The sequence below is a fragment of the Priestia sp. JSM ZJ58 genome (assembly GCF_044383985.1).
GTDB lineage: Bacteria > Bacillota > Bacilli > Bacillales > Bacillaceae_H > Priestia > Priestia zanthoxyli.
Genome location: NZ_JBISEM010000001.1, coordinates 372,355 through 385,204 on the forward strand (window position 1 = coordinate 372,355; position 12,850 = coordinate 385,204).

Genomic DNA, 12,850 nt, shown 5'->3' on the forward strand with positions numbered 1-12,850 from the left:
CTCTCTTTTTTATTTTTGCTGTTCTTTTAACCAGTCGGCTACCCACTGATCTGCTTCTAGCCAGTTATATACGCGAACCACTCCTTTTGGAACAGGTAAGCGATTATAAGGAGTATCAAATAAGATAACGGGAATATTGCATTCTTCACTGATTTCACAAGCATTATCATGTTTGTCTTCAAAAAAGATATCAACATCGTATCGTTTTGCTGTCTCAACTTTAAAATGTGAGCCGACTAACTCAATGTGATGAAACGATAGCTCATTTTTTTGAAACCATTCTTCCGTGACGTCCAATAGCTGATCGTGCCTTGCACTAATAAAGAATAATTCGTGCTTTTGATGCCACTTTTGCAAAACCGCTTTTGCATCGTCTGCAAGTGGAGAGGTTTCGTAAATAGAGCGTTCATTTGCTTTAAACCATTTCCCGAGTTCTGCAGGTGATACATTTACAAAAGGGCTGAAATCATATTCTGTAATATCTTCAAGTGTTAAATTTAAGTTAAAGGCTTTATTTAAATGAGGAACAAAAGTTTCAGGAGAGGTAACAGTTCCATCAATGTCAATTCCAAACTTTTTTGTCAACTACGTGCACTCCTTTAATACGTTTATTCTACTTAGGTGCTTGATTATTCTTGTCTAGTGTAACATAAAGCCTAAAGAGAAACAGTAATACTTTTTATACTCCTTAAGAAAAAAGATAAGGATGATTATACGGTGTGGAAATCGTGCAGGTATCTATTTTTGCAAGAAAATGAGCAGCTGTATAAGATTAACACTTATAATTTTTTCTCGCATTCAGATACTATAAATGCTCCTTATTTACGAAAGCGAGGGATTAAGCATGGAGAATGAAGAACAAAGGCGTAGAAAAGATGTATATGAAGCTGATTTCATGGAAGAAACTGCAGCTGAAGTGGGCGTTCCTTACCGAGTAGGAGAGCCACATGCAGAGCGTGAAGTTATAGATATTGACCGCAATCGCAATCATGAAGTCGCTGGACGAGGAGAAGGAACGGGATACGGTCGTTTCGCACTCGTGCTTTCGATTCTTTCACTATTCTTTTTACCAATTATTCTTGGTGCCGCTGGGATTATTCTAGGGTTTATCGCACGCAGAAAAGGAGCACTTACGCTAGGAGCATGGGCAATAGGGATCGGAGTTGTATCGATTATTGTCGGTACGTTTATATTACCGTTCTTTTCATAAAAAAAGCGAGGCGCATATGCGCCTCGCTTTTTTTGGTTATGATTTAGCTGCAGCTTTTTCAGCTTCTTGCTTTGCGTGATATTCAGCAGCAATTTTATCAATTTCTTTTTTTAGTTCCTCAACCATTGTTTCTTCCGGAACTTTGCGTACGATTTCACCTTTGCGGAATAGAAGACCTTCACCGCGTGCTCCTGCAATCCCGATATCAGCTTCACGAGCTTCGCCAGGACCGTTCACAGCGCAGCCAAGTACCGCTACTTTAATCGGTGCTTTTACAGTTGAAATATACTCTTCAACTTCATTAGCAATGCTAATTAAATCAATTTCAATACGTCCGCAAGTTGGGCAAGAAATAAGCGTTGCAGCATTGGAAGCTAAACCGAATGATTTTAGCAACTCGCGTGCAACTTTTACTTCTTCTACAGGATCCGCACTTAAAGAAATACGTAATGTATTTCCGATTCCTTTAGACAAAATAGCGCCAAGACCTGCTGCACTTTTTACAGTTCCCGCAAATAATGTACCCGATTCTGTAATTCCTAAGTGAAGAGGGTAGTCAAAAGCTTGAGCAGCTTTTTCATATGCTTCAATTGCCAAGTTAACATCGGATGCTTTCATTGAAACGATGATGTCATGGAAATCAAGGTCTTCTAAAATTTTAATGTGATGAAGTGCACTTTCTACCATGCCATCTGCTGTCGGATAGCCGTATTTATCTAAAATACGTTTTTCCAGTGAACCGGCGTTAACTCCAATACGAATTGGAATATTTTTAGCTTTTGCAGCATTTACAACAGCTTCCACTTTTTCACGGCGTCCAATATTACCTGGGTTGATACGGATTTTATCCGCTCCGCCTTCAATTGCTTTTAACGCTAAGCGATAGTCAAAATGAATATCTACAACTAATGGAATGTTAATGCGTTTTTTAATTTCAGGGATTGCATCTGCTGCGCGCTCATCTGGACAAGCAACACGAACAACTTGGCATCCTGCTTCTTCTAAACGTTTAATTTCTGCAACCGTTGCTTCAACATCATGTGTTTTAGTGGTTGTCATACTTTGAATAACTAATTCGTTACTGCCCCCAATTGTTAAATCTCCAACTTTAACGGGGCGTGTTTTTGTACGATGTATAATTTCACTCACGTGATAATCTCTCCTTCAAAATGAAATCAAGAATTTGAATTCATTAATAGAATAACTCTTTATGAACAAAATAACTAGTAGAAAGTACTACCTTAGCTATTTTAACAATGACTATCCCATCTTGACAAGAAGAATGCTGTCATTACTTGTAAATAGGGAACTTATACGTTTTTCCAATTTGAATATCTTCAGGCGCTGTACCGTTATTTAACTTCTTAAAGTCTTTAATCATTTGGTTCATAGAAACCGGTATCGATTTTTTTGTAAGCTCTTCAATGACGGACAAAACTGTATCGCCTGGCTTAATTTTTATTTTTGTATAGGTGGAAGAAGAGCTGGCGGCTTTTGTTTCTGCAGGCTGCGCTTTGCTGACTTGAACTGCTTCAGTCGCAGTAGGAATGGTCCCGTATTTAATGTCGTAGTGACAAATATATCCGATAAAAGCGAAAGCGGCTAATGCACATAGCTTTTTCATTATGCTCCTCCTTCATTCTTTTGCTTATGTGTAAAGCCTATGCTTGTCTTACTTAAATATGATTGGAGAACGAAAATTGAAAGAAAAATTAATGATTGTTTCATTAGGCTTATTGCCTTTAATCATGGTGCTGGGAAATTCCATGCTCATTCCTCTGCTGCCAAGCATTCAAAAGTCACTTCACTTAAGTGGAGTCCAAACCAGTTTGATACTGAGTGTATTTTCGATTCCGGCTGCATTGTGTATTCCTGCGGTAGGAATTTTATCAGATCGATATGGACGTAAAAAATTAATTATGTATTCCCTCATCGTGATGATAATCGGTAGCCTTGTCGCTGCTAGTAGCGCTTTGGTCTCTTCTGGAAGCTTTGCTGTGTTGATGGCTGGAAGAGTGATTCAAGGGATTGGCGCTGCTGGTACTACAACGTTGGCAATGGCATTAACTGGAGATGTATTTACAGGGGAAAAAAGAGCAAAAGTCCTTGGGATTTTAGAAGTATATAATGGAGCTGGAAAAGTGGTTGCACCTATAATTGGAGCAACGGCGGCACTCGTTGTATGGTATGCCGCATTTTTTGTGTATCCTTTAGCTGCAGGTGCTGCTTTAGTAGGTATAGCCATGTATGTGAGAGAAGCGAAAACAGGTTCAGATTCAGTATCTGTTGGAGAGTATTTAAAGAGAGCCATTGGGATCGTCTATGATAAAAGAAAATCGCTTTTTCCTTTATTCTTTGTCGGGGGACTGGGGTTGTTTTTATTATTTGGCATTTTATATTACTTATCTTTTTTAATAGAGGAAACGTATCATATAGACGGTTTTTTCAAAGGAACCGCTTTTTTATTTCCTCTTGGCGCGATGACGCTCGTTTCTTATTGGACCGGTCAGCGAATCAAAACAGATGTAGTGCTCATGAAAAAATTGATGATAGTAGGAATGATTCTTTTATTCGTAATGTTTGGAGTATTAACGGTGATTTATACGCTTCCTGTGCTGATGTTTTGTTTGACAGTCGCCTTTGGCGGCTTAGGATTTGTTCTTCCTTGTATTAATATGATGATTACTTCAGCGGCTTCAGACGAAGAAAGAGGATTTATTGTATCCATTTATGGAACGGTGAGATTTTTAGGAGTAGCGTTGGGACCCGTTGTTTTTGAAGTGTGGATGCATACTGAAAGGCTGATGTTTATTTATAGCTTTAGTTTGCTCGCAGCAGGAGGTTTGTGGGTTTTGTATCAGTTGAAAATTTTTTCTTCTGCAATGGGGAGAAGAAAAGTTGTACAGAAATAAAGAGGCTGGGACAAAAGTATGTTAGTTGAAGAAGCTCCCAACAAATTTGATTCTTGATCAAGAATTAAATTCGTTCGGAGCTTTTCATTGGCAGGGTAAACATAGATTTTATGTATGTAGGTGCTTCTAGCGGTTGATTGGATTCATTTCGTTATGTTTCAATCGCTTTATTAGGTTTTACCTTTTTTCTCATAGGAACCCTTGTGACGAGCAATAAGTAAATGAAGAACGTTCCTATCCAGTAAAGAGAGCTATGTGTTGCTAGAGAAAAAGAAAAAGCTTCAAAAAGCGTATAAAGCAGCGTGAAGGCTACCGTACTATAAGCGCTCAGTGCCCATAGCTGTTTGAAAGGAAGCTGCTTCTTAGTGATGAGTCCAATCAGTTTTCCAAGATAAGCAAGGCAGGTAATAGAAAGGAAGTTTAGTCCAGATGTTAATACGTACAGTAAAAGCATAGCGATAGGGACAAGTATGTATAAAGAAAATTTTTGTTCGTGCAGCAAGTTTAACAGTTCATTTTTATCTTTATGATGCCAGTTTAGCAACTCATATGAATACGTTTGTGTTTGTGAATTAGTCGTGATGTAAATTCCATCCTTTAAAAAACCAATTGCATGAGCAGGGGAATGAAACCGTTCAATAGACTGTGAGGGGTCTAAGATAAAAGCGGTACCGTTTACTTTTTTTGTGAAAGGTTGGCTTGACGTAAGCTGTGAATTTGAAATAGAAAAAGAAGAAACAGATTTCGGGAGCTCTGTTGTAGCAATGTGATAGCCGTTTACAATTGTCAACGTCATAAAGAAAAATGTAGGCAGCAAAGAAATAAGTGTTAAAAACAATATGAAGCCAATGGTTTTGTTTGTATGCTCAAAGCGAAGAGACCTCATTTTTTGAAAAGAAGTAAGACTCCATCCCATCTTTTTTAACATGATTATTGTAAACCCTCCTTTTATTAAAAAATTCTAACTATAATTTATTCTATAGCGGAAATTCAAGGTTTACAATAGATTCTAGAAATCGTTTCCAATTACAATGTAAATATACTGTTAAGTTATTGTAAACATTAGCGTAAAAACGTTTACAGTGCTTTTAAGATTCGTTAATAATAGTGGGGACTTCTCTATGTCGTTAGAAAAAAATCAAGGAGTTGAGGTGTTTGGAACTAGATGTTCAAAAAATGATTTTTGAATTTATCGGTGGACTCGGAATCTTTTTATTCGGGATTAAGTTCATGGGAGATGGGTTGCAAAAATCAGCAGGAGATAGATTGCGCGATATTTTAGACAGATTCACAACTAATCCGTTTATGGGAGTTCTAGCAGGTATTCTGGTTACCGTTCTTATTCAGAGCAGCTCAGGAACCACTGTTATTACGGTAGGCTTAGTAAGTGCCGGTTTTATGACTTTGCGCCAAGCTATAGGGGTTATTATGGGCGCAAATATCGGTACGACAGTTACAGCTTTTATAATCGGAATTGACATTTCGAGCTACGCTCTTCCTATTCTCGCAGTGGGAGCGATTTTACTCTTTTTCTTTAAAAGTAAACCTGTTCAAAATTTTGGTCAAATCGCTTTTGGGTTTGGAATGTTATTCTTTGGTCTAGAGCTTATGGGAAGCGGGATGAAGCCGCTTCGCTCACTTCAACAGTTTCATGATTTAACTGTAAGCATGAGTGATAATCCGATTTTAGGAGTTGTAATTGGCACTTTATTTACGGTGATTGTGCAAAGCTCTAGCGCTACTATCGGAATTCTACAAGAACTTTTTGGACAGGGCGCTATTGATATACATGCCGCGCTGCCTGTATTGTTTGGAGACAACATTGGTACGACTATTACCGCTATTTTAGCTTCAATCGGGGCAAGTGTGGCAGCAAGAAGGGCTGCTTTAACGCACGTAATGTTCAACTTAATTGGTACAACTATCTTTTTAATTATCTTGCCGTTATTTACTCGTCTTGTGGAGTACTTGAGAGAGACGATGGGCTTAAACCCAGAAATGACGATTGCATTTGCTCATGGTCTCTTTAACACAACCAATACAATTATTCAGTTCCCTCTTATCGGTCTGCTTGCGTTAATTGTTACAAAGCTGATTCCTGGTGAAGATGCTGTTATAGACTTTAAACCTAAACATCTTGATCCTATTTTTATTGAACAGTCTTCTTCAATTGCTCTTGGGCAGGCAAAAGCAGAGCTTATTCGTATGGGAGAATTCGCGACGATTGGGTTAGAAGAAGCCAATAGTTATTTGAAGACGCGCCATCCTAAACATTCTGATGCTACTATGCAAATTGAAAATGCCATTAACAATTTAGATAAAAAAATCACGAATTATTTAGTGTTGTTATCCCGCTCTTCCATGTCAGAAGCTGAAAGCGAAGAGCATTCTGTGCTTCTAGATACTGCGCGAGATATTGAGCGTATTGGCGATCATTTTGAAAATATCATTGAACTTGTTGATTATCAAATTACAAATAAGGTGAGAATGACAAAAGAAGCTAATACCGACTTAGCTGATATGTTCGAATTGACTATTGTAACAGTTAAAGAAGCTGTTTTTGCTTTAGAAAAAGTAGATAGAGAAAAAGCAGTCCAGGTCATTCAAAAAGAAGAGCAGATTGATGCAATGGAGCGTCTGCTTCGTAAGAAGCACATTTTACGTCTAAATGAAAATGTATGTACAGGTTCTGCTGCTATTGTTTTTGTCGATATCATTAGCAATTTAGAACGAATTGGAGATCATGCTGTTAATATTGCGGAAGCGGTACTCGGAGATCGCTATCTAAAGACATATTCAAAGGTAAAATAAAGAAAGGCCTTGCTCATGCAAGGCCTTTCTTTATAAGAGTGGTTATTGTATGATAAATAGTAATAATAAAAAGGATAGGTGCGGGCATGGCTATTTTATGTTGGGCATTAGTTATCATTAGCTTTGTTGTATCGTTTGTTGGGTTGGTTTATCCCATCATCCCAAGCGTGCTATTTGTAGCGCTAGGATTTGTTATATACGGTTTATTTTATGATTTTAGCTCCTATAGCTGGTTATTTTGGGTGATACAAGGATTGTTAGTTGTCGCACTTTTTTTAGCAGACTATATCGCTAATATTATTGGTGTGAAAAAATTCGGAGGGACTAAAGCAGGCGTTTGGGGAAGTACAGTTGGATTGCTTGTGGGTCCGTTTGTTATTCCGGGATTTGGAATTATTTTAGGGCCGTTTATCGGAGCGATTGTAGGAGAACTGATTGTTCATCGGACCACAATTAGCAACGCAGTAAAAATTGGAGTAGGTTCGGTTATTGGCTTTTTTAGTGGCGCTATCTCGAAAGGATTTATTCAACTGTTGATGATTGCCTATTTTTTATACGCTGTTTTAAAATAATATATTGACTTTAGGCCAGAAACATGTTAAATTTTTAATGTCGCTAGTAAATGTTATATTGTTCCACAGTAGCTCAGTGGTAGAGCTATCGGCTGTTAACCGATCGGTCGTAGGTTCGAGTCCTACCTGTGGAGCCATGGCGGTGTAGCTCAGCTGGCTAGAGCGTACGGTTCATACCCGTGAGGTCGGGGGTTCGATCCCCTCCGCCGCTATTTTCCAATTTACGTTTGTGACATACATAATTCATATTGTTCCACAGTAGCTCAGTGGTAGAGCTATCGGCTGTTAACCGATCGGTCGTAGGTTCGAGTCCTACCTGTGGAGCCACGTGGACCCTTAGCTCAGCTGGTTAGAGCAGACGGCTCATAACCGTCCGGTCGCAGGTTCGAGTCCTGCAGGGTCCACCATTTATAGGGTTGGAGGAATACCCAAGTCCGGCTGAAGGGATCGGTCTTGAAAACCGACAGGGGTGTTAAAGCCCGCGGGGGTTCGAATCCCTCTTCCTCCGCCATACTATTGTCTATTCAAAGCTTCTTTTGAGAAAAAGAAGCTTTTTTTATGTTTAAAAGAATAGCGAATGGGAATTAGGTAAATATAAATCATGGATTAGGTACTTTTTATTTGAAAGAGTAGGGTAAATTTGCTAATCTAAACGTATATGGTGCTTTTGCGCCAAAATGCTTACATATTTTGAAGGAGGAATTATTCATGGCTTACAAATTACCAGAACTACCTTATGCATACGATGCACTGGAACCACATATCGACAAAGAAACAATGAATATTCACCACACAAAACATCACAACACATATGTTACAAACCTAAACGCTGCTGTTGAAGGCAAAGCGGATTTAGAAAGCAAAAGTATTGAAGAGTTAATTTCAAACTTAGATGCTGTTCCTGAAGATATCCGTACAGCAGTACGCAATAACGGTGGCGGTCATGCGAACCACTCATTATTTTGGACAATCCTTTGCCCTAACGGCGGCGGTGCTCCAACTGGTGAATTAGCAGACGCTATTGCTAGCAAATTCGGCAGCTTTGATCAATTCAAAGAAGAATTTGCAAATGCAGCTAAAACTCGCTTCGGTTCTGGCTGGGCTTGGTTAGTTGTAAACAACGGCCAATTAGAAGTAACAAGCACACCAAACCAAGATAGCCCATTAATGGAAGGCAAAACGCCAATTCTTGGTCTAGACGTTTGGGAGCACGCTTACTACTTAAATTATCAAAACCGCCGTCCAGATTACATTTCAGCATTCTTTAATGTTGTAAAATGGGACGAAGTTGCTAAGCGTTACGACGCTGCAAAATAAGCTGAAGACGTATTTAAGAGCCAGTAAAGTAATTATTACCTTTACTGGCTTTTTTGTTTTCCAATTCTTTTACATATCTCCTTTTCTTTTTCACACACTAGGTGTAGAAGAGAAAAGGAGTTTTTTGATATGCCTTTATTAAAAAAAGTAGTTGGAGATATAGAAGTTAGTAAAGATTTACTTTTGCTTTTAATTATAGGCGGTCTTTATGCCTTGGCTATTTCAATTTCCAATTCGTTTGTTAACATTTATCTGTGGAAACAATCAGGCGAATTTTCGGATCTCGCTATTTATAATTTAGCGGTAGTGGTGCTTCAGCCGCTTACGTTTATTTTAGCAGGTAAATGGGCCAAACGAATTGACCGGGTTGTGGTTTTAAGGTTAGGCGTATCTTTTTTAGCTGTTTTTTATATCGCTGTATTGGTCAGTGGAGCTAACGCAGCCGAGTATTTAGTATTGCTTGGTGGACTGCTGGGTATAGGATATGGCTTTTATTGGCTAGCTTTTAATGTGCTAACTTTTGAAATTACAGAACCTGATACAAGAGACTTTTTTAACGGATTTTTAGGGATCTTAAACTCTTTTGCAGGGATGATTGGTCCTTTAGGAGCGGGCTTTGTTATTTCCGCTTTGTATGAATCACTTGGGTATAAAATTGTGTTTGGTGTATCTCTGCTATTGTTTGTCGGTGCCGTTGTGCTTAGTTTTTTTATTACAAGACGCGCAGCTGAAGGAGTATACAAATTTAAAGAAGTGTGGGCTGAACGAAAAGTCAACAAAGACTGGAATCGAATATTACAGGCTCATTTCTTTCAAGGATTGCGTGAAGGTACGTTCATTTTTGTCGTATCCGTCATGGTATTTATTACGACGGGAAGTGAATTAGCTTTAGGAACTTATGGACTGGTGAATTCAGCGGTGGCGTTTGTAGGATACTATGTAGCCTCAAGATTTATTAAGCAAAAAAATCGCCTTCGATTTATTTTCACCGGGGGCCTCCTTCTCTATGGAGCAGTCTTTTTGCTTATCTTTAACTTATCGTATCCAAAGTTAATTATATATGCTGTTTGTATTGCTATTGCCTATCCTATTTTGTTGGTTCCATTCATTTCTCTAACGTACGATGTGATTGGACGAGCAAAGGACGTTGTTTCAAAAAGAATCGAATACATTGTTGTCAGAGAAGTATTTCTGAATATTGGGCGGGTCGTTTCCATATCTTTATTTTTAATAGCCGTACTATTTTTTGATGAAGCAAAAAGTATTCCCATTTTATTAGCTATTGTTGGAGCAGGGCATACGATCATTTATTTTTGTGTAAGACATATCTCACAGCCTCTGCACAAAAAAGAAACGACTGTTACTCCTCCAGTATTAAATGAAGGAGACGGAGAGTCTCCAGCTTAGAGTATTATTAGCTCCTTCATTTGTACTATGGAAAATGCCTCGCTTTTCTTTTAGAATAAATACGTTGTGTAAATAGGCACCTGCCAGGTGTCTATTTATTTGCTAAATGTCTGATTTTATGGTGTTATGGTATATATGTTTTATAAAGTGTAGGTGTTGGTATGAAAAAGAAAAAAAGAAGAAAAAGTCACGTGCCTTTTCGTGTGAACTTACTTTTCTTGACCGTATTTGCCCTATTTTCCGTATTAATTTTGCGGTTGGGACTTGTTCAAATTGTGTACGGTGAGAATTACGAACGAGAAGTCGAAAAAACACAGGACGTTACAGTCAGTACGCCTGTTCCTCGAGGGAAAATGTACGATCGGTATAACCGCGTAATTGTAGATAATACCTCTTTAAATACGATTACATATACTCGTTTTCAAGGAAATACAGCTGAAGAAAGGCTGCGCATCGCTAAAAAGTTAGCCACTATGATCGATGTTCCTTACACCACAAATGTGATTGATATTCCAGAAAATAGAAAGAATAAAGATGCTAAAAACGTGGTAAAAATTACAGAACGCGACATGAAGGATTATTGGATTATGCTTCACCCTAAAGAAGCGGAGCAGAAAATTACGAAAGCTGATCGCAAAAAAGTTCAAGATGGTGAAATGACTGATGACGAACTGTATCAACGTCAGTTAGACCGCATTTCTAAAAAAGATTTAGAAAGTTTAAAGAGTGATTTAGAAGTTCTAGCTATTAAGCGCCAAATGGAGGCAGGTTATTCTAGCACCCCGCAAATTGTTAAAAGCGGTGTGACAAATGAAGAGTATGCCGTTGTAAGTGAGCATTTAGATGAACTTCCGGGTGTTGATACAACAACGTATTGGGATCGCTCATACCCAGAAAACAGCACTCTCCGTACTTTGCTTGGAAATGTATCCTCTGCCAACGAGGGTCTGCCCAAAGATAAAGTACAGTATTACTTATCAAGAGGCTATAGTCGAAATGACCAAGTTGGGACGAGCTATTTAGAGAAGCAATACGAAGCTCAGCTCAGCGGTCAAAAAGAAAAAGTCCAGTATGTAACAGATGATAAAGGAAATCTCCTTGATACAATTCAAGTGTCGAAAGGCGAACGCGGCAGTGATTTAGTTTTAACTATTGATATGGAGCTTCAAAAAGCGGTAGAAAAACAAATTACGGACCAGCTTTTAGCCAAAAAGAAAATGAAAGGAACGCAGTTTTTAGACCGTGCTTTTGTGATTATGATGGATCCTCACACAGGAGAAATCTTAACAATGGCAGGTAAAAAATACACCATTGATAAGAAGACTGGGGTACCTAAAATAGAAGATTTTGCATTAGGGAATATTTCAACATCTTATACAATGGGCTCTGTTGTAAAAGGGGCAACGGTTCTAGCTGGCTTAGATTCAGGAGCTATTAAGCCAAACACAGTGTTCGTTGATGAACCGTTAAAAATTAAAGGAACACCAATTAAGAAATCAGCTGAGGCTGAGGGGTTAGGACCCTTAACGTATTCATCCGCGTTAAAATATTCATCCAACGTATTTATGTTTAAAACGGTAATGGCGATGGCTGGATTACAGTACCACAAGAACATGACTTTACCGATTAAACCTGACACATTCAGCGAACTGCGTTCGTACTACAGTCAGTTCGGCTTAGGCGTATCAACAGGCATAAACCTCGATAACGAATCAACAGGTGTACAAGGCGGAAGCAATGTTCCAGGTACAGCGCTTGATTTAGGAATTGGCCAGTATGATACGTACACGCCGCTGCAGCTTGTTCAATATACTTCTGCAATAGCTAATGGAGGGTATCGCATCAAGCCGCAGCTAGTAAAAGAAATCCGAAAGCCAACAATAAAAACCGATGAAATTGGCGGTACGCAGCATTCATTTGAACCTGATGTGTTAAATCGTATCACGATGAAAGAAGAATACATTAAAGATGTTCAAAATGGCTTTAAACGGGTTACGCAGGAACAAGGCGGTACAGGGTACGCAGCTTTCCATACAGCGAACTATAATCCTGCTGGTAAATCTGGAACGGCACAAGCCTATGAGAAAAACCCAAGCGGAGGGGATCCAATTAAAGTTAATAATTCAAACTTTGTGGCCTTTGCTCCGGCAAATGATCCTGAAATTGCAGTAGCTGTCGTGGTACCATCGGCATTTGTGCCAAGTGCACCAAATACCATTACAAAAGAGCTTGCTCGTTCTGCGCTCGATACGTATTTTGATTTAAAGAAAAAAGGTGAACAAGAAGTAAAAGATCAAGAAGAGAATCAACAGGCTGTCATTGCAAACGACGCCAATTAAAGAGGCTGGGAAAAAGCATATTAGTTGAAGTAAGATCCGAACGACGTTGATTAAGAATCAACGCTGTTCGGATTTTTTTATTGAGAGGGTGAACGTAGATTTCATGTAAGTAGGTGCTTTAAGCGGTTGATTGGAGGGCAGGGCGAAGACTTCTGCCGGAAAAGCGGAAGAAGTGAGACCCCGCAGGAGCGGAAGCGACAACGAGGCTCACCGGCCGCCTGCTTGCACGGAAATCAACAGTGGTGTCAGAAGTGATTCGTACTGGCTTATTTATCTAATTTA

12 protein-coding genes and 5 tRNA genes are annotated in these 12,850 nt (G+C 39.0%); 13 read left to right on the forward strand and 4 right to left on the reverse strand.

Features of this window, described 5'->3' with window-relative positions:
- Nucleotides 1–9: 9 nt before the first annotated feature.
- A complete protein-coding gene (locus tag ACH6EI_RS01875; RefSeq protein WP_034271152.1) occupies nt 10–585 on the reverse strand; it encodes a 5' nucleotidase, NT5C type in 576 nt (191 codons plus the stop codon).
- A gap of 259 nt (nt 586–844) precedes the next feature.
- Here ACH6EI_RS01875 and ACH6EI_RS01880 point away from each other — a divergent pair, with 259 nt between their 5' ends.
- Nucleotides 845–1,210 carry a G protein-coupled receptor family protein gene (locus ACH6EI_RS01880; protein ID WP_013059205.1) on the forward strand — a complete coding sequence of 122 codons (366 nt, stop codon included), beginning with the start codon at nt 845–847 and terminating at the stop codon, nt 1,208–1,210.
- A 36-nt stretch (nt 1,211–1,246) separates the two neighbouring features.
- On the opposite strand, the gene ispG is transcribed toward ACH6EI_RS01880, so the two are convergent.
- Both ispG and ACH6EI_RS01890 read right to left on the reverse strand, forming a co-directional pair.
- Entirely contained in the window at nt 1,247–2,350 is a 1,104-nt protein-coding gene (gene ispG / locus ACH6EI_RS01885) for a flavodoxin-dependent (E)-4-hydroxy-3-methylbut-2-enyl-diphosphate synthase (protein ID WP_201763664.1), read from the reverse strand.
- Between the two features lie 151 nt (nt 2,351–2,501).
- Nucleotides 2,502–2,834, reverse strand: coding sequence for a hypothetical protein (locus tag ACH6EI_RS01890; RefSeq protein ID WP_028411630.1), 333 nt, complete (start codon nt 2,832–2,834; stop codon nt 2,502–2,504).
- Between the two features lie 76 nt (nt 2,835–2,910).
- Here ACH6EI_RS01890 and ACH6EI_RS01895 point away from each other — a divergent pair, with 76 nt between their 5' ends.
- The gene (locus ACH6EI_RS01895) at nt 2,911–4,122 is read left to right on the forward strand and encodes an MFS transporter (RefSeq protein WP_028411629.1); all 1,212 of its coding nucleotides are present in this window, start codon (nt 2,911–2,913) and stop codon (nt 4,120–4,122) included.
- Nucleotides 4,123–4,273: 151 nt separating this feature from the next.
- Here ACH6EI_RS01895 and ACH6EI_RS01900 read toward each other — a convergent pair whose 3' ends face one another.
- Nucleotides 4,274–5,050, reverse strand: a complete 777-nt coding sequence (locus ACH6EI_RS01900) for a DUF1189 domain-containing protein (RefSeq protein WP_226313309.1) — start codon at nt 5,048–5,050, stop codon at nt 4,274–4,276.
- 227 nt (nt 5,051–5,277) lie between these two features.
- Between ACH6EI_RS01900 and ACH6EI_RS01905 the strand changes: the two genes are divergently transcribed.
- The 11 genes from ACH6EI_RS01905 (at nt 5,278) to ACH6EI_RS01955 (ending at nt 12,823) form a co-directional block, all read left to right on the forward strand.
- On the forward strand, nt 5,278–6,933 hold the full coding sequence (locus tag ACH6EI_RS01905; protein ID WP_028411627.1) for a Na/Pi cotransporter family protein: 1,656 nt from the start codon (nt 5,278–5,280) through the stop codon (nt 6,931–6,933).
- Nucleotides 6,934–7,019: 86 nt separating this feature from the next.
- Complete coding sequence (locus tag ACH6EI_RS01910) at nt 7,020–7,505, forward strand: DUF456 domain-containing protein (RefSeq protein ID WP_028411626.1); 486 nt, start codon at nt 7,020–7,022, stop codon at nt 7,503–7,505.
- Nucleotides 7,506–7,567: 62 nt separating this feature from the next.
- A tRNA-Asn gene (locus tag ACH6EI_RS01915) sits at nt 7,568–7,642 on the forward strand.
- A gap of 1 nt (nt 7,643) precedes the next feature.
- Nucleotides 7,644–7,717: transfer RNA gene (locus ACH6EI_RS01920), tRNA-Met, on the forward strand.
- Between the two features lie 40 nt (nt 7,718–7,757).
- Nucleotides 7,758–7,832: transfer RNA gene (locus ACH6EI_RS01925), tRNA-Asn, on the forward strand.
- Nucleotides 7,833–7,835: 3 nt separating this feature from the next.
- Nucleotides 7,836–7,912 (forward strand) — tRNA-Ile (locus ACH6EI_RS01930).
- Nucleotides 7,913–7,923: 11 nt separating this feature from the next.
- A tRNA-Ser gene (locus tag ACH6EI_RS01935) sits at nt 7,924–8,016 on the forward strand.
- A 197-nt stretch (nt 8,017–8,213) separates the two neighbouring features.
- Nucleotides 8,214–8,822 (forward strand): superoxide dismutase SodA, encoded by a 609-nt coding sequence (sodA, locus tag ACH6EI_RS01940; RefSeq protein ID WP_014458213.1) that lies wholly within the window; start codon nt 8,214–8,216, stop codon nt 8,820–8,822.
- A gap of 129 nt (nt 8,823–8,951) precedes the next feature.
- On the forward strand, nt 8,952–10,229 hold the full coding sequence (locus ACH6EI_RS01945; protein ID WP_028411625.1) for an MFS transporter: 1,278 nt from the start codon (nt 8,952–8,954) through the stop codon (nt 10,227–10,229).
- A 161-nt stretch (nt 10,230–10,390) separates the two neighbouring features.
- Nucleotides 10,391–12,568: a peptidoglycan D,D-transpeptidase FtsI family protein gene (locus ACH6EI_RS01950; protein ID WP_099331288.1), complete on the forward strand. Its 2,178-nt coding sequence runs from the start codon at nt 10,391–10,393 to the stop codon at nt 12,566–12,568.
- Nucleotides 12,569–12,694: 126 nt separating this feature from the next.
- Nucleotides 12,695–12,823, forward strand: a complete 129-nt coding sequence (locus ACH6EI_RS01955) for a hypothetical protein (protein ID WP_255256887.1) — start codon at nt 12,695–12,697, stop codon at nt 12,821–12,823.
- The last annotated feature ends 27 nt before the right edge of the window (nt 12,824–12,850 follow it).

Coding starts and splice junctions, on each gene's coding strand:
- ACH6EI_RS01950 (WP_099331288.1), top strand. CDS start 10,391: ATGAAAAAGAAAAAAAGAAGAAAAAGTCACGTGCCTTTTCGTGTGAAC.
- ACH6EI_RS01880 (WP_013059205.1), top strand. CDS start 845: ATGGAGAATGAAGAACAAAGGCGTAGAAAAGATGTATATGAAGCTGAT.
- sodA (WP_014458213.1), top strand. CDS start 8,214: ATGGCTTACAAATTACCAGAACTACCTTATGCATACGATGCACTGGAA.
- ACH6EI_RS01890 (WP_028411630.1), bottom strand. CDS start 2,834: ATGAAAAAGCTATGTGCATTAGCCGCTTTCGCTTTTATCGGATATATT.
- ACH6EI_RS01900 (WP_226313309.1), bottom strand. CDS start 5,050: ATGTTAAAAAAGATGGGATGGAGTCTTACTTCTTTTCAAAAAATGAGG.
- ACH6EI_RS01945 (WP_028411625.1), top strand. CDS start 8,952: ATGCCTTTATTAAAAAAAGTAGTTGGAGATATAGAAGTTAGTAAAGAT.
- ACH6EI_RS01910 (WP_028411626.1), top strand. CDS start 7,020: ATGGCTATTTTATGTTGGGCATTAGTTATCATTAGCTTTGTTGTATCG.